General features: G+C 71.2%; 10 protein-coding genes. All 10 read left to right on the plus strand.

The genetic code is table 11. From position 1 onward, the window contains the following. Positions 1-109 precede the first annotated feature (109 nt). The 10 genes from QQM39_RS30465 (at position 110) to QQM39_RS30510 (ending at position 16,280) form a co-directional block, all read left to right on the plus strand. Positions 110-4,258: an Rne/Rng family ribonuclease gene (locus QQM39_RS30465; protein ID WP_302000747.1), complete on the plus strand. Its 4,149-nt coding sequence runs from the start codon at positions 110-112 to the stop codon at positions 4,256-4,258. A gap of 245 nt (positions 4,259-4,503) precedes the next feature. Then, positions 4,504-4,824 (plus strand): 50S ribosomal protein L21, encoded by a 321-nt coding sequence (gene rplU, locus QQM39_RS30470; RefSeq protein WP_004931419.1) that lies wholly within the window; start codon positions 4,504-4,506, stop codon positions 4,822-4,824. Between the two features lie 14 nt (positions 4,825-4,838). Continuing rightward, the gene (gene rpmA / locus QQM39_RS30475; protein ID WP_030961848.1) at positions 4,839-5,093 is read left to right on the plus strand and encodes a 50S ribosomal protein L27; all 255 of its coding nucleotides are present in this window, start codon (positions 4,839-4,841) and stop codon (positions 5,091-5,093) included. A 114-nt stretch (positions 5,094-5,207) separates the two neighbouring features. Beyond that, entirely contained in the window at positions 5,208-6,653 is a 1,446-nt protein-coding gene (gene obgE / locus QQM39_RS30480) for a GTPase ObgE (RefSeq protein WP_302003779.1), read from the plus strand. Positions 6,654-6,804: 151 nt separating this feature from the next. Next, on the plus strand, positions 6,805-8,304 hold the full coding sequence (locus tag QQM39_RS30485) for an FG-GAP and VCBS repeat-containing protein (RefSeq protein WP_302000748.1): 1,500 nt from the start codon (positions 6,805-6,807) through the stop codon (positions 8,302-8,304). Between the two features lie 111 nt (positions 8,305-8,415). Continuing rightward, positions 8,416-9,954: an FG-GAP-like repeat-containing protein gene (locus tag QQM39_RS30490; protein ID WP_302000749.1), complete on the plus strand. Its 1,539-nt coding sequence runs from the start codon at positions 8,416-8,418 to the stop codon at positions 9,952-9,954. Between the two features lie 112 nt (positions 9,955-10,066). After that, a complete protein-coding gene (locus QQM39_RS30495) occupies positions 10,067-11,551 on the plus strand; it encodes an FG-GAP-like repeat-containing protein (RefSeq protein ID WP_302000750.1) in 1,485 nt (494 codons plus the stop codon). 167 nt (positions 11,552-11,718) lie between these two features. Further along, positions 11,719-13,278, plus strand: a complete 1,560-nt coding sequence (locus QQM39_RS30500) for an alkaline phosphatase (protein WP_302000751.1) — start codon at positions 11,719-11,721, stop codon at positions 13,276-13,278. A gap of 111 nt (positions 13,279-13,389) precedes the next feature. Then, positions 13,390-14,631, plus strand: a complete 1,242-nt coding sequence (locus QQM39_RS30505; protein WP_302000752.1) for a hypothetical protein — start codon at positions 13,390-13,392, stop codon at positions 14,629-14,631. A gap of 149 nt (positions 14,632-14,780) precedes the next feature. Then, on the plus strand, positions 14,781-16,280 hold the full coding sequence (locus QQM39_RS30510; protein ID WP_302000753.1) for a bifunctional cytidylyltransferase/SDR family oxidoreductase: 1,500 nt from the start codon (positions 14,781-14,783) through the stop codon (positions 16,278-16,280). Positions 16,281-16,425 lie beyond the last annotated feature (145 nt).

Raw genomic sequence — 16,425 nt, forward strand, 5'->3', positions numbered from 1 at the left:
CGCCCGCGCCCCGGACGGCGGCAGTCGCGCGATGCGCGAGCCGCGGACGTCACCGGCACTTCGCCGGACCAGGTGCGGCGCCCGGGAGCCTGACGGGAGAAACGCCCGCATGCTCGAACCGACCGAACCCACCGAGGGTTCCGAACTGAACACACCCAGCGACACCCTGCCGCCGCGCCGCCGGCGCCGTGCCGCGTCCCGCCCGGCGGGCCCGCCGACGGCTGCCGCCGAGGCACAGCCCACAGAGGTGGTCGAGCCGGCCATACCGGTCGCCGAGGCCGCCGATGTCGCGGCGGCGAGTGACGAGGCCGACGAGGCGCAGGAGAGCATCGAGGCCGTCGAGGCCGAGGTGGCTCCTGAGGCCGCGGAAGCCGAAGAGGCCGCGGAGGCCGCGCCTGCCGGTCGTACGCGTCGCCGTGCGGTGCGCCGTGCGTCCGCGCCCGCCGGGGCACCCGCGGCCGCCGAGGCGGCCGAGACCGTGGTGCCGGTGGCTGCCGCCGCGTCCGTGGCCGAGGAGAGCCCGGCTCCTGCCGAGGCGCCTGCGGCTGAGAGCGCCGAGGTGACCGAGGAGGCCGCGCCCGCCGGTCGTACGCGTCGGCGTGCGGTGCGCCGTGCGTCGGCCCCCGCTGGTGCTCCGGCGAAGGCGGAGGCCGCCGAGACCGTGGTCCCCGCTGCCGAGAGCCCTGCCGCCGCTGAGGTGCCCGCCGCTGCTGAAGCGCCTGCGGCTGAGAGTGCCGAGGCCACCGAGGAGGCGGCGCCGCGTCGTACGCGTCGGCGTGCCACACGTCGGGTGTCCGCGCCTGCCGCTGCCGAGGCCGCCGAGCCGACGGCGGCTGACACCGGCGCCGAGGCGGCGGTGAGTGCGGAGATCTCCGCCGAGGCGGAGGAGCCTGCCGAGGCTGCCGCGCCGACCGCCGCTGCCGACTCCGGTGAGGCCGCCGAGGCCGCCGCCCCGCGTCGTCGGCGCCGTACCACGCGGCGTGTGTCCGCGCCCGCCGAGGCCGCTGAGGCGCCCGAGGCCGCCGTCGCCGAGGCTCCCGCCGAGACGCCGGTGACCGCCGAGACCCCCGTGGCCGCCGGTATCGAGGCGGAGACCGCCGCGGTCACCGGAGTGGGAGCGCCCGCCGAGGCACCCGCGGCCGAGGCCGACGAGGAAGCCGCCCCCCGCCGTCGTCGTCGTGTCGTCCGGCGGGCCGCCGCCGGATTCGCCGCGCCCGCTCAGGCCCCCGCCTCCGAGGCGCCCGAGACCCCGCGCCCGGCGCGGCCTGCCGTGGCCGTGTTCCAGGCGCCCGTGTTCACCGAGCCGCAGTTCCAGACGCCCCAGCGGGCCGCCGCCGAGGCCGCCGCCGAGGTGGAGACCGAGGACGTCGAGGAGGTCCCGGAGGAGCAGGCGGGCGCGTCGCGGCGTCGTCGCCGGCGCCGGGGCGGCGCGTTCGGCGAGGAGGCCGCGGCCCAGGACGTCGAGACCGCCGCCGAGGACGAGGCCGAGGAAGCCGAAGAGGCCGCCGAGGACATCGTCGAGGGCGAAGAGGCGGACGAGGCCGAAGAGACCGAGGAGACCGGGTCGCGTCGGCGTCGTCGGCGTGGTGGCCGGCGTCGTCGTCGCGGTGAGGCCGCCGACGCCGAGGGCGGTGACGGCGAGGGCGAGGAGCTTGCCGCGGCGCAGGCCGCGCAGGACGCCGAGGACACCGTCGAGCAGGAGGAAGAGGACGCCGAGGAAGCGGGCGCCGAAGAAGGCGGCGGTTCCAGCTCCAGCAGCCGGCGCCGTCGTCGCCGTCGCCGTCGCGCCGGTGACACCGGCGTCGACGCCGAGCCCGGCGAGGGCGACCCGGAGCGCACGGTCGTCAAGGTCCGCGAGCCCCGCCCGAAGGCCGAGCCGTCCGACGAGGTGCAGTCCATCAAGGGCTCCACGCGCCTGGAGGCCAAGAAGCAGCGCCGCCGCGAAGGCCGTGAGCAGGGCCGCCGCCGCGTGCCGATCATCACCGAGGCCGAGTTCCTCGCCCGCCGCGAGGCCGTCGAGCGCGTGATGGTCGTCCGTCAGCACGGCGACCGCACACAGATCGGCGTCCTCGAGGACAACGTGCTCGTCGAGCACTACGTCAACAAGGAGCAGTCGACCTCGTACGTCGGCAACGTCTACCTGGGCAAGGTCCAGAACGTGCTGCCGTCGATGGAGGCCGCCTTCATCGACATCGGCAAGGGACGGAATGCCGTCCTCTACGCCGGTGAGGTCAACTTCGAGGCGCTGGGCATGGCCAACGGGCCGCGGCGCATCGAGTCCGCCCTGAAGTCCGGCCAGTCCGTGCTCGTCCAGGTCACCAAGGACCCGATCGGGCACAAGGGCGCGCGTCTGACCAGCCAGGTCTCCCTGCCGGGCCGTTACCTCGTGTACGTCCCCGAGGGCTCCATGACCGGCATCAGCCGCAAGCTGCCCGACACCGAGCGGGCCCGGCTGAAGACCATCCTCAAGAAGATCGTCCCCGAGGACGCGGGCGTCATCGTGCGCACCGCCGCCGAGGGCGCGAGCGAGGACGAGCTGCGCCGGGACGTCGAGCGACTGCAGGGGCAGTGGGAGGACATCCAGAAGAAGGCCAAGAACGGCAACGCGCCGACGCTGCTGTACGGCGAGCCGGACATGACCGTCCGGGTCGTCCGGGACATCTTCAACGAGGACTTCTCCAAGGTCGTCGTCAGCGGTGACGAGGCCTGGCAGACCGTCCACGGATACGTCTCGCACGTCGCGCCCGACCTCGCCGAGCGGCTCCAGAGGTGGACCTCCGAGGTCGACGTCTTCGCCACGTACCGGATCGACGAGCAGCTCGCCAAGGCGCTGGACCGCAAGGTCTGGCTGCCCAGCGGCGGTTCGCTGGTGATCGACCGGACCGAGGCGATGGTCGTCGTCGACGTCAACACCGGCAAGTTCACCGGCCAGGGCGGCAACCTCGAGGAGACGGTCACCAGGAACAACCTGGAGGCGGCCGAGGAGATCGTCCGCCAGCTGCGGCTGCGCGACCTCGGCGGCATCATCGTCATCGACTTCATCGACATGGTCCTGGAGTCCAACCGGGACCTGGTGCTGCGGCGCCTGCTGGAGTGCCTGGGCCGGGACCGGACCAAGCACCAGGTCGCCGAGGTCACCTCGCTGGGGCTCGTGCAGATGACCCGCAAGCGGGTCGGGCAGGGGCTGCTGGAGTCGTTCTCCGAGACCTGCGTCCACTGCAACGGTCGCGGTGTCATCGTGCACATGGAGCAGCCGACGGCCGTCGGTGGCGGCGGCAAGCGCAAGAAGCGCGCGCGTGCCGGTGCCGGGCCCGAGCACGTGCACGAGGCGTCCGTCGCCGCCGAGCCGGTCGAGACGGCCGAGGAGGAGGCGGAGACCGAGGCCGAGGTGGCCGCGGAGGTCGCCGAGCCCGCCGCGCTGGCAGAGCCTGCCTTCGCGCCGGACGAGGAGCTGTACAGCAGCGTCGCCGAGGCGGAGGCCGCGGCCGCGCGCGGCGGTCGTTCGCGGCGCCGTGGCGGTCGGCGCGTGTCCGCTCCGGCGGGTGCGCCCAGGAAGCCCGAGGCGGTTCCCACGGCTCAGGACGTGACCGTCGCCGAGGAGGTGGCGCGTCCGGTGCAGCCGGAGCCGGCCGCCGAGGCGAAGGCCGAGCCCGTGGCCGTGGAGGACGCGGTCGTCGAGGCTCCGGCCGCGGAGGCTCCGGTCGCCGAGGAGGCCGCGCCCAAGGGACGTACGCGTCGTCGCGCGACCCGCAAGGTGTCCGCGCCCGCCGGGTCGCCCGCGGGGGCCGAGGCCGCCGTGGTCACGGTCAGCGAGGCCGCGTCCCCGGCGCCCGAACCGGAGGCCGAGGCCCCGGCCGCGGCTCCGGCGGAACAGGCCGGGCAGGCCCCGGCCGAGGCGGTCGCCGAGAGCGCCGCTCCGGCCCGTCCGCGCCGCCGTGCCGTGCGCAAGGCCACCGCGCCGACCACGTCCGAGGAGGCGGCCGTCGTGGTCGTCCCGGCGGCGGAGGCCGAGCCCGGCGCCGCTGCGGAGGCCCCGGCCGCGGAGGAGGGCGTCGAGGAGACGGCTCCGGCCAAGAAGACGGCCGCCCGTAAGACGGCCAAGAAGGCCACGGCGAAGAAGGCCGCCACCAAGAAGACCGCGGCCAAGAAGACGGTCGCGAAGAAGGCGACGGCCAAGAAGGCGGCGAAGACCGCCAAGACGGCCGCGGCCAAGTCGACGGCGAAGAAGACCACGGTCTCTGCCGCCACCGACGAGTGACGCTCACCGACGAGTGACACGCGGTGCGGCCGGTCCCTGTGACCGGCCGCACTCCGTTGGGGCCCGGCCCGGTTTGACCCCCCTGGCCGCGGCCCCGTAACCTTGACTGTCGGCGTGTCCACAGGTGACGCGCCACCTCCCCGTAAACCTCTTCCTCTCGGACTTTCCGGCCGGGAGAGGCCGCCTGCTCTGCCGGGTGGCTGGACTGCGGGGGTGCCGTTCCCGAGCGAGAGAGTGAGATCCGCGTGTACGCCATCGTGCGCAGCGGTGGTCGCCAGCACAAGGTTGCTGTCGGCGACATCGTTGAGGTTGACAAGATTTCCACTGCCAAGGTTGGCGACACGGTCGAGCTCTCGACCCTGCTCGTTGTCGACGGCGACGCTGTGACCAGTGACCCGTGGGTGCTGGCCGGCATCAAGGTCCAGGCCGAGGTCGTGGACCACCACAAGGGCCAGAAGATCGACATTCTGCGCTACAAGAACAAGACCGGCTACCGCCGTCGTCAGGGCCACCGCCAGCAGTACACGGCGATCAAGGTCACTGAGATCCCCGCGGCTGCGAAGTAAGGGACTGAGGAGAGATGGCACACAAGAAGGGCGCATCGTCCACCCGTAACGGTCGTGACTCCAACGCTCAGCGCCTCGGCGTGAAGCGCTTCGGCGGTCAGGTCGTCAACGCGGGCGAGATCCTGGTCCGTCAGCGCGGCACCCACTTCCACCCCGGTGCGGGCGTCGGCCGTGGCGGCGACGACACGCTGTTCGCGCTCAACGCCGGTGCGGTGCAGTTCGGCACCCACCGTGGCCGCAAGGTCGTGAACATCGTTCCGGTCGCCTGATCGGACACTTTCGCGAGGCGGACCTCACTTCCCTGGTGGGAAGGCGGGTCCGCCTTTCGCGTGTTAGAGCAGAGACATACTCGTACGTTTTTCGAAGTGCTGGAGGCACCCACCATGACCACCTTCGTGGACCGCGTCGAACTGCATGTCGCCGCGGGTAGCGGAGGTCACGGCTGTGCCTCCGTCCACCGTGAGAAGTTCAAGCCGCTCGGCGGGCCCGACGGCGGCAACGGCGGACGTGGTGGTGACGTGATCCTCACCGTCGACCAGTCGATCACCACGCTGCTCGACTACCACCACTCCCCGCACCGCAAGGCCACCAACGGCAAGCCCGGCGAGGGCGGCAACCGCTCCGGCAAGGACGGCCAGGACCTGGTCCTTCCCGTGCCGGACGGCACCGTCGTCCTCGACAGGGCCGGCAACGTCCTCGCCGACCTGGTCGGGCACGGCACGTCGTACGTCGCCGCGCAGGGCGGCCGGGGCGGGCTCGGCAACGCGGCGCTGGCGTCGGCGCGGCGCAAGGCGCCGGGGTTCGCGCTGCTCGGCGAGCCGGGGGACCTGCAGGACATCGTCCTGGAGCTGAAGACGGTCGCCGACGTGGCGCTGGTCGGGTACCCGAGCGCTGGCAAGTCCTCGCTGATCTCCGTGCTGAGCGCCGCCAAGCCGAAGATCGCGGACTACCCCTTCACCACCCTCGTGCCCAACCTCGGTGTGGTGACCGCCGGTTCGACCGTGTACACCATCGCCGACGTCCCCGGGCTCATCCCGGGCGCCAGCCAGGGCAAGGGCCTCGGCCTGGAGTTCCTGCGGCACGTCGAGCGGTGCAGTGTGCTGGTGCATGTCCTGGACACCGCGACGCTGGAGTCCGACCGCGACCCTGTCTCCGACCTGGACATCATCGAGGCGGAGCTGCGGGAGTACGGCGGGCTCGACAACCGGCCGCGGATCGTCGTGCTGAACAAGATCGACGTACCGGACGGCAAGGACCTCGCCGAGATGGTGCGGCCGGACCTGGAGGCCCGTGGCTACCGGGTCTTCGAGGTGTCGGCGGTGGCGCACATCGGGCTGAAGGAGCTGTCGTTCGCGCTGGCCGAGCTGGTGGGCAAGGCGCGCGCCGCGAAGCCGAAGGAAGAGGCGACGCGGATCGTGATCCGGCCGAAGGCCGTCGACGACGCGGGCTTCACCGTGACGCGCGAGGAAGCCGACGGTGAGCCGCTGTTCCGGGTGCGCGGCGAGAAGCCCGAGCGCTGGGTACGGCAGACCGACTTCAGCAACGACGAGGCCGTCGGCTACCTCGCCGACCGGCTCAACCGCCTCGGTGTGGAAGAGGAGTTGATGAAGGCGGGGGCACGCTCCGGTGACGGCGTCGCCATCGGGCCCGAGGAGAACGCCGTCGTCTTCGACTGGGAGCCGACGCTGGTGTCCGGGGCGGAGATGCTGGGTCGCCGGGGTGAGGACCATCGGTTCGAGGCGCCGAGGCCGGCTGCGCAGCGTAGGCGTGACAAGCAGGCCGAACGGGACGATGCGGAGCAGGAGTTCGACGACTTCGAGCCGTTTTAGAGGGTCCTTTGCGCAGGCGCGTTAACGGCGGGGAAAGTCGGGGCGTACGGCAGGGCAACCAACCGTCGACCCGGTGAGTCGTACTGGGCGGTGCGGATGAGGATCTTGGGCCTCTCCGCCGTCAACTGCCCTTGCGACAACCGGAGTGGACGTGCCCTTGCCTGCCTCGCACAGAACACGGCGTGCTGTCGTCCTCGCGGTCGCCCTGCTCTCCGCCGTCTGCGGTGCTCTGCCCGTGGCGCAGGCACACGCACAGGCGCAGCAGCCGCGGTCGGCGGCTTCGGCTGAGGGTGTGCGGCAGGACTTCAACGGCGACGGGTACGAAGATCTCGCCACGGGCTCCCCGCTCGCCGTGGTCGGCGGGAGGAAGGCGGCCGGTTACGTCGCCGTCGTGTACGGCTCGGCGCACGGGCTGGACCTCGCGAGCAAGAAGGTCCTCACGCAGGCCTCGCCGGGGATTCCCGGCACACCCGAGGTGGACGACCGCTTCGGCGCCCATCTCATCACCGGCGACCTGGACGGCGACGGCTACACCGACCTGGTGGTACCGGCGACCGGCGAGGACTGGACGTGGGGCGGGGAGGCGCGCACGAACAGCCAGACCGTGCTGTGGGGTTCCGCCGTGGGCCTGTCCGGCGGAACGATCCTCCAGCCGGGGCGGGCCTTCGCCACCCACTACAGCATCCCGGGCGACTTCGACGGCGACGGCCACCTGGACCTGGCCCTGCCGGGGGGCGTGCGGTTCGGCCCCTTCACCCGGGAGGGCCTGCCCGCCCGGACCCAGGGCATCTCTGTCTCCGAGCACGACGACTCGCTGCTGGAGATGGCGGCCGGGGATGTCGACGGTGACGGCCTCACCGATCTCGTCTCGCTGACCATGCCGGCCGACTGGGAGCCGGGCGACCAGAGTTCGGGCCACAACCTCAACTATCTCCACGCCACCCGGGACGGCTTCGAACCGCTCACCGTGCTGCGGAACGGCCGGGGCGACAAGATCGAGGGCGGCGAGGACATCGAGCTCGGCGACGTGAACGGCGACGGCCGCGACGACCTCGTCTTCGGCCGGCCCCGCCCGGCCAACGGCAACGAGGAGCCGAGCGACCCGAGCCAGTACGGCTCACGGGTCGGCGTCGTCCTGGGCACCGCGCAGGGCCTGCCGTCCGGGGATCCGCGCATGATCGACCAGGACACCCCAGGCGTACCCGGCGTCGGCGAGGCGGGTGACCTCTTCGGCGCGTCCGTGAAGGTGGGCGACGTGAACGGCGACGGCTACGCCGACATCGTGGCCGGCAACCCCTACGAGGACTTCGCCGGAGTGCAGGACGCGGGCACGGTCGCCGTGATCCCGGGCGGGGCGTCCGGCCCGACCGGCGCCGGTTCGAAGGTGTTCAGCCAGAACACGGCGGGAGTCCCCGGCGCCGCAGAGCGCCGTGACTACTTCAGCGAGGCCGTCACCCTGCTCGATGGCGACGGCGACGGGCGTGCAGACCTTGTCGTCGGCGCCCCCGGCGAGAACACGAACGCCGGCTCGGTGTGGGCGTTCCGCTCCACCGCCTCCGGGGTCACCACCACGGGGTCGCTCGCCTTCGGCGCCAAGGCGCTCGGCACGACGCCGGACAGCGCCCGGCTGGGTGCCGAGTTCCCGCGCTGACGGCGCTGACGGCGCTGACGGCGCTGACAGCGCTGACAACGGGAATCTCGGGGTCGCGCTCGGCCCACTGACCGCTCTCCTCCGTCACACCACGTACGTCAGGACACTCACATGGCTTCACGTTCTCGCCGCCGCAGGCTTCTCTCCCGCCGCAGACGGCTGGTCCTCGCCACCGGCGTCACGCTCGTCGCCGGTGCGCTGGCGGTGCCCGCCGTCAACGCCGCCACCACCGAGGCCACGGCCACCACGCCGAGCACCAAGCGGCTGCACGACGACTTCAACGGGGACGGGTATCCCGACCTGGCGATCGGCGCACCGGGCACCACCGTGAACACCCAGGCCGGCGCCGGGGCGGTGAGCGTTCTGTACGGCTCGGCGAGCGGCCTGTCGACCTCCCGCAAGCAGGTGCTGAAGGGCCCGGGCGTCCCGGACCCGGAGGCATGGGAGGGGCTGTACGGCACGTACTTGGAGAGTGCGGACCTCGACGGGGACGGGTACGCCGATCTGGTCTCGTTCATGAAGGCCTACATGATGGATGTCGAGGACGGCTATGCGGTCGAGGTCAACTGGGGTGGACCCAGCGGCCTTTCGGCCACCATGACAAGGCTCACCTGGGCTCCGCAGGGCCGCCCCTGGAACGGCCGGTTCACGGTGGCCGACGTGGACGGCGACAAGCACCCGGACCTGGTGACCCTGAGCAACGACAACTGGATGAGCGGGGAGCCCGACGGGGCGGACAGCCCGCACGGCACGGTGTTCCACGGCCCGTTCGACCGCGACGGCCGGCCCGCGAAGAAGGACTACTTCCGCGTCAATCCCGAGGACCCCCAGAACTACCAGGCGATCACGGCCGGCGACGTCAACGGCGACGGCATCGCCGACCTCGCCGTGCGGTCCACCTTCGTCGACGAGTCCGACTCGCGCGGGGTCGAGCTGCTCCTGGGCGGCGCCGACGGCTTCACCTACAAGGGCCTGCTCAAGGACGCCCAGGGCCGCATCGTCGGCGGCGAGGACGTCGAGATCGGCGACCTGAACAAGGACGGGTACGGCGACATAGTCGTCGGTCACTCCGACGACAGCTACGACAGCGACGTCGAACTGCCCACGAAGGGCGGCGCGTTGGCCGTCGTCCACGGCGGCCCGGGCGGCGTCTCCACCACCCGCGAGCCGGTGTGGATCAACCAGGACACCGCCGGTGTGCCGGGCGCCGGCGAGCGCGGCGACGGCATGGGCTCGGGGCTGTCCATCGGCGACACCAACGGCGACGGCTACCTCGACGTGGCGACCGGGCTACCCGGCGAGGACTTCGACGGCCTCACCGACGCGGGCACCGTGCTCGTGCTGCGGGGCAGCGCGAACGGCCTGACCGCCACCGGATACAAGGCGTTCAGCCAGAACACCAGCGGCGTGCCCGGCACCGCCGAGAAGCTGGACCGCTTCGGCGCGCAGACCGCCCTGGTCGACGCCAACGCCGACAAGAAGGACGGCCTGATGGTGGGCGACCCCGCCGAGAACGCCAACAACGGTTCGGTGTGGGTCTTTTCGGCCGGCTCCGGCGGCATCACCGCCGTCGGTTCCTTCTCGTTCGGCTCGGCCACCATGGGCCTGCCCGCGACCGGCGCCAAGTTCGGTGCCGCACTGGCGGACTGACGGCAACGGCGTTCTCGTACGACACATACATCTGCGGACGACGCATACATCCCTGTACGACGACAACTCTCCGTACGACCATTCCCCCACGCACCCGACAGGAGACAGCAGCATGAAGAGGCGCAAGGGAACCTGGCGCACGGGACTCGCCGTCGTCATGGCGGTGACGGGAGCGGCCGCGCTGCCCGCCGCCCAGGCCGCCGGGGATACTCCGTCGGCCACGGCGAAGCCCAGGGACGACTTCAACGGCGACGGCTACGCCGACCTCGCCGTGGCGGCGCCCGAGGCGACCGTGGACGGGAAGACGCGCGCCGGGTATGTCGCCGTGGTGTACGGCTCGGCGAGCGGGCTCGACACCGCGTCCAAGCAGGTCATCAGCCAGAACAGCGCCGGGGTCACCGACTCCGCCGAGACCGACGACCGGTTCGGCAGCGCGGTCAGCACCGCCGACCTGGACCGGGACGGGTACGCGGACCTGATCGTCGGCGTCACCGGCGAGGACTCCGTCGAAGGGGGCGCCGAGACCGGGCTCGTGCAGGTCGTCTGGGGCGGGGCGAACGGGCTGTCGGGCGGTGCGGCGCTGGCGTACGGGCACCACACCTACGACCGGCTCAGCGCCAAGGACCAGCTCACCGTCGGCGATGTGAACGGTGACGGGGCGACCGACCTGGTGGTCGTGGAGAGCCTCACCAAGCTGCGGATCGTCAAGGGGCCCTTCGGACGGGACGGTTCCGCGAGCGGCGGGGAGCAGATCGTGCACGACGACTCCGATCCCCGCTTCCTGGACCTGGCCACCGGTGACGTGAACGGTGACGGCATCGACGACGTCGTCGCCGCCATGAACGACGGCGACGAGTACGACGCCCGCCGCGTCACGTACTGGCAGGGCACGAAGGACGGCCTCGCCGAGGGTGTCGTGCTCCGCGACAGCAGGGACTGGCGGGTGCAGGGCGGCGAGTCGCTCGACCTGGGTGATGTGAACGGCGACGGCTACGAGGACATCGTGGTGGGGCGCCCTGTGGACGGCTACGACAGCGACCTCGACACTCCGATCCCCAAGGGCGGCCGGGTCGCCTTCATCCCGGGTTCCGCGAGCGGGCCCGTCGGCACCAAGGCGATGTACGTCAACCAGGACAGTGCCGGAGTGCCGGGCGCCGCCGAGCGGATGGACGGTTTCGGTTCCGACGTCTCGGTCGCCGATGCCAACGGCGACGGGTACGCCGATGTCTCGACGGGCGTGCCGGGCGAGGACTTCAGCGGGCTGAGCAACGCCGGCGGCGCCATCGTGCTGCGCGGCAGCGCGAGCGGCCTGACCGGCACCGGCGCCGCGGGGGTCAACCAGGACACCACCGGTGTGCCGGGCGCGGCGGAGAACAGCGACGCCTTCGGCCGCACCACCCACCTCGTCGACGGCAACGGCGACGGCCGCGCCGAACTCGTCGTCGGCGCACCGGGGGAGAACGCGAACGCCGGGTCGGTGTGGGTGTTCAAGTCCACGTCGGCCGGCATCACCCCGACCGGCTCGTTCACCTTCGGCGCAGGCACCCTCGGCACGGTCGCCGCGAACGCGAAGCTGGGCTCCGGGTTCAACTCCTGATCGATCGCCGGACCCGTTGTGGCAAGGGCACGTTCCCGTGCCGCAACGGGTCTTCTGTTGTCTCCCTATTTGTCATGCACGCGAAGCTCGTAGTTCAGCAGCCGGACCGCCCATGGGCGTGAGCATCCGAAGTGTCCAACAGGCCAGCGAGGCAGGGGAGTTCGCCGATGACCGGTGTTTCCGGATCCGTATCGCCCGACCGACGTCGCTTTCTGACCGCGGGCGCCGCGGTGCTCGGAGCCGCGGCCTCCGCCCAGCTGTGGCTGCCGACCGCCGCCCGAGCCGCCGAAACACCGCTGCCCGACGGCGTGTTCAGCCTCGGCGTCGCCTCCGGCGACCCGCTGCCCGACGGCGTCGTGCTGTGGACGCGGCTCGCCCCGGATCCGCTGAACGGCGGTGGCATGCCCGACCGCGTCGTCTCCGTCGAGTGGGAGGTCGCCGAGGACGAACGGTTCGGAAAGCCGGTGCGCCGCGGTGTGGCCCAGGCCCGGCCCGAGCTGGGGCACAGCGTCCACGTGGACGTACGACGGCTGCGCCCGGGGCGTACGTACTGGTACCGCTTCCGCGCGAGCGGCCAGATCTCGCCCACCGGCCGCACCCGCACCGCCCCCCACCCGCACAGCTCCGGCGGCCGGCTGCGCATGGCGCTGGCCTCCTGCCAGAACTGGCAGCACGGCTGGTTCACGCCGTACGCCGACATGCTGGCCCAGGACCCCGACTTCGTCCTCTTCGTCGGCGACTACATCTACGAGTCCACGCCGTCGGCGACGGGCGTGCGCCGGCACGAGGGCACGGGTGAGCCGTACAGCCTGGTCCAGTACCGCAACCGGTACGCCCAGTACCGCACCGACCCGGACCTCGCCGCGATGCACGCGAACGCGCCCTGGGTGGTCACCTTCGACGACCACGAGGTCGACAACGACTTCGCCGGAGAGATACCGCAGGACCCCGGCAAGCAGCCGCACGACGCCTTCGTGGCCCGCCTCACCGCGGCCTACCAGGCGTACTACGAGCACATGCCGGTCCGGGCGAGCGCCATCCCGAACGGCCCGCACATCCAGATGTACCGCCGCCTGGAGTTCGGCCGCCTGGCCCGGCTCAGTGTGCTGGACACCCGGCAGTACCGCAGCGACCAGGCCACCAGCCAGGAAGGCGCCCAGGACCCCTCGCTCACCATGCTCGGCGCCGAGCAGAAGCAGTGGCTCCTCGACGGGCTGCATGACTCGCCGGCCCGCTGGAACATGATCGGCTCGCAGATCATGATGGCCGAGACCGACCTCAAGGTCGGCGAGGGCAAGCTCTGGTACTACGACGCCTGGGACGGCTACCAGGTCGAACGAGGCGCCCTGATGCAGGAGTTGAAGCAGGTCCGCAACCCGGTCGTGTTCACCGGCGACCGCCACCTCACCATGATCAGCGACCTCAAGGAGGACTACGCCGACCCGGACTCCGACGTCGTGGGCGCGGAGTTCGTGGGGACGTCCATCTCCAGCAACGGCGACCAGGACCAGGCCGCCTTCCACAAGGAGTGGGACCCGCGCCTGCCGGACAACCCGCACTGGAAGCTGCTCGACGCGCACCGCGGCTACCACCTCTTCGACATCCGCCGCGACGGCATCGACGCGCAGGTCAGGATCGTGGACACGGTGCGTCAGCAGACGGCCACGCCGAGCACGCTGGCGCGGCTGCGGGTCGAGGCGGGGCAGCCGGGCGTCGAGGTCGTGTAGCTCCCGTAACCGCTGTGACTCCCGTAACTCCTGGTGGGGGACCTGGGACTCATCCGTGTCCCAGGTCACTCTCAGCCCAGTCCCAGGAAGCTCTCTTACCGTCCTCTGACCATGGAGACGGACTGTACGAGAGATGAACTCCCGGCCAACGGCAGCGTGATCGCCCCGCTGCCCACCGGGACCCGGCTGCTGCACATCGGCCCGCACAAGACGGGCACCACCGCGATCCAGGGCGCCCTGTTCGAGGCGAGGGACGAGCCGGCCCGGCACGGCGTCGCGTGGCCGGCCACCACCCGGCACCCCATGGAGGCGGTGCTGGCCGCCTGCGCCCGCACCGGCATGATGGGCGACACCCCGCCCGCCGAGCGGCACTGGGAGCGGCTGCTGGAGCAGGTGCGTGCCACCGGCCGGCGCACGTCGGTGATCAGCAGCGAGTTCTTCGCCGACGCCCCTTGCGCCGAGGCCATCGAGCGGATCGTCGAGCAGCTCGGCGGCGAGCGCGTGCACGTCCTGGTCACGCTGCGCCCGCTGGCGCGGATCATGCCCTCGCAGTGGCAGCAGTACGTGCAGAACGGCCTGCGCATGGGCTACGAGGACTGGCTGCGGCACCTGCTCAGGAAGCCGCCGTACGACAAGCCCAGCCCCAGCTTCTGGCACCGGCACCGGCACGACCGGCTCGTCGAGCGCTGGGCCCGGGTGGTCGGACCGGAGCGGGTCACCGTCGTCGTGGTCGACGACCGGGACCGGGAGGGCCTGATGCGCGCCTTCGAGGCGCTGCTCGGACTGCCCGCGCATCTTCTGCGGCCCGATCCGGACGCGGCGAATCGCTCGCTCACCCTCGCCGAGACCGAAATGCTGCGGAATCTTAATAAGGAATTCCGCGCCAATGAACTGCCCGAGGAGCTCTATTCACAGCTCGTCCGGAACGGCGCCGTGATGCATATGAAGAACACGTGCACTCCCGGTCCCGGCGACGTGAAGATCCGCACTCCGCAGTGGGCCGTCGAGGCCGCCGCCGGGATCGGTGCGGAGATCGCGGAGCGTATCGGCGGGTCGGGGGTGCGAGTTATCGGCGATATGCGCCTTTTGTCCGCTGTGCAGGTGTCCGCCACGCAGAAGTCCGCGCCCCCGACGGTCGCAGACCGCGCATCGCCCCCGAGGTCGCGGCACAGGCGCTCTACGGGGCCCTCGCCGCGGCGGCCACCGCGCCCGTACGGCACACCGCGGCCGCCAAGTCGCGTACGGTTCACCAGACCTCGTCGAAGGAACTCGTGCGGGTACTCGGCCACCGTTGCCTCAAGCGGCTACGGCTTCGCTGAACGCCTGTGCCGTTACTCACAGCAAATACCGTGAACCTCCGGAGAGGCTCTCCGCAATGACCATGCGTACAAGGTGAATGACAGGTTGCGCGCACATATGCAGCCGGGGACGCTCACCTTGCACTGCGGTAACCCCAAGTGGGACCATTTCCAAGTTCCCAGTCGCCACAAGGTAGGTCACCTGTGTCCCAGCACATAGCCAAGCCCCGTACCACCGCAGTGATCCTGGCCGGTGGCACCGGTCAGCGCGTGGGTCTGTCGATCCCCAAGCAGCTGCTGAAGATCGCCGGCAAGGCAGTCATCGAGCACACGCTGACCACCTTCGAGAAGGCCGACTCCATCGACGACATCATCGTGCTGATGGCGCCGGGCTACGTGCCGGACATCGAGAAGATCGTCGCCAAGGCCGGGTTCACGAAGGTCAAGAAGATCATCGAGGGCGGCTCGACCCGCAACGAGACGACCGAGCGCGCCATCGAGGCGCTCGGCGAGGGCCTGGCCGAGGGCGAGGACCTCAACGTCCTCTTCCACGACGCCGTACGCCCCTTGCTGTCGCAGCGCGTCATCGACGACTGCGTCGTGGCGCTGGAGCGCTTCCAGGCCGTCGACGTCGCCATCCCGTCCGCGGACACCATCATCGTGACCCGCACGCACGGTGAGGACGGCGAGTTCATCACCGAGATCCCGGACCGCTCCCGGCTGCGCCGCGGCCAGACGCCGCAGGCGTTCAAGCTGTCCACGATCAAGCGGGCCTACGAGGTCGCCGCCGGGGACCCCAACTTCCAGGCCACGGACGACTGCTCCGTCGTGCTCAAGTACCTGCCGGACGTGCCGATCCACGTCGTCGCGGGTGACGAGTACAACATGAAGGTCACCCAGCCCGTCGACGTCTTCATCGCCGACAAGCTCTTCCAGCTGGCCTCCACCGCCGCTCCCGAGCAGGTGAGCGAGGAGGCCTACCGCCAGCTGCTGACCGGCAAGACCTTCGTCGTCTTCGGCGGCAGTTACGGCATCGGCAAGGACATCGCCGAACTCGCCGAGTCCTACGGCGCCACGGTGTACGCGCTGGGCCGCTCCACCACCGGCACCCACGTGGAGAACCCGGAGGAGGTCGACGACGCGCTGTCCAAGGCGTACGCCGAGACCGGCCGCATCGACTACGTCGTGAACACCGCCGGTGTGCTGCGCATCGGCAAGCTCGCCGAGACCGACAACGCCACCATCGAGGAGGCGCTGAAGGTCAACTACCTCGCCCCGGTGCAGATCGCGCGCTCCTCGTACAAGTACCTGTCCGAGACCAAGGGCCAGTTGCTGCTGTACACCTCCAGCAGCTACACCCGCGGTCGCGCCGAGTACAGCCTCTACTCCTCGACCAAGGCCGCCATGGTGAACCTCACCCAGGCCCTGTCCGACGAGTGGGCCGGCGACGGCATCCGCGTCAACTGCATCAACCCGGAGCGCACCGCCACCCCGATGCGCACCAAGGCCTTCGGACAGGAGCCCGCGGGCAGCCTGCTCTCCTCCGAGGCCGTCGCCCGCACCTCGCTGGACGTGCTGCTGTCCGAGCTGACCGGCCATGTCATCGACGTCCGCCAGCAGGACCCGACGGCGCCCGCCGGAAAGGCGTCCGGCTTCGAGCAGGCGCTGGCCAGTGTTCTGGACCGCCAGGACGGCGTGGCATAATCAGCTGTCAATAGCCTTAGGGAATTCAGGCCTCTGCGATTCTTCGTTCACGAAGAATTCACAGGGGCCTGAGTCCTTCACCCCTCAGACCGGCCCCTCCCACTGAGCAGGTTCTCCGTGATATCCACCGCTATTCGCGTCGCCC

Source organism: Streptomyces sp. DT2A-34, assembly GCF_030499515.1.
Taxonomy (GTDB): domain Bacteria; phylum Actinomycetota; class Actinomycetes; order Streptomycetales; family Streptomycetaceae; genus Streptomyces.

Excerpts from the sequence above, each read along its gene's own strand:
- QQM39_RS30500 (WP_302000751.1), top strand. The coding sequence starts at position 11,719 with ATGACCGGTGTTTCCGGATCCGTATCGCCCGACCGACGTCGCTTTCTG.
- QQM39_RS30505 (WP_302000752.1), top strand. The coding sequence starts at position 13,390 with ATGGAGACGGACTGTACGAGAGATGAACTCCCGGCCAACGGCAGCGTG.
- QQM39_RS30495 (WP_302000750.1), top strand. The coding sequence starts at position 10,067 with ATGAAGAGGCGCAAGGGAACCTGGCGCACGGGACTCGCCGTCGTCATG.
- QQM39_RS30465 (WP_302000747.1), top strand. The coding sequence starts at position 110 with ATGCTCGAACCGACCGAACCCACCGAGGGTTCCGAACTGAACACACCC.
- QQM39_RS30490 (WP_302000749.1), top strand. The coding sequence starts at position 8,416 with ATGGCTTCACGTTCTCGCCGCCGCAGGCTTCTCTCCCGCCGCAGACGG.
- obgE (WP_302003779.1), top strand. The coding sequence starts at position 5,208 with ATGACCACCTTCGTGGACCGCGTCGAACTGCATGTCGCCGCGGGTAGC.
- rpmA (WP_030961848.1), top strand. The coding sequence starts at position 4,839 with ATGGCACACAAGAAGGGCGCATCGTCCACCCGTAACGGTCGTGACTCC.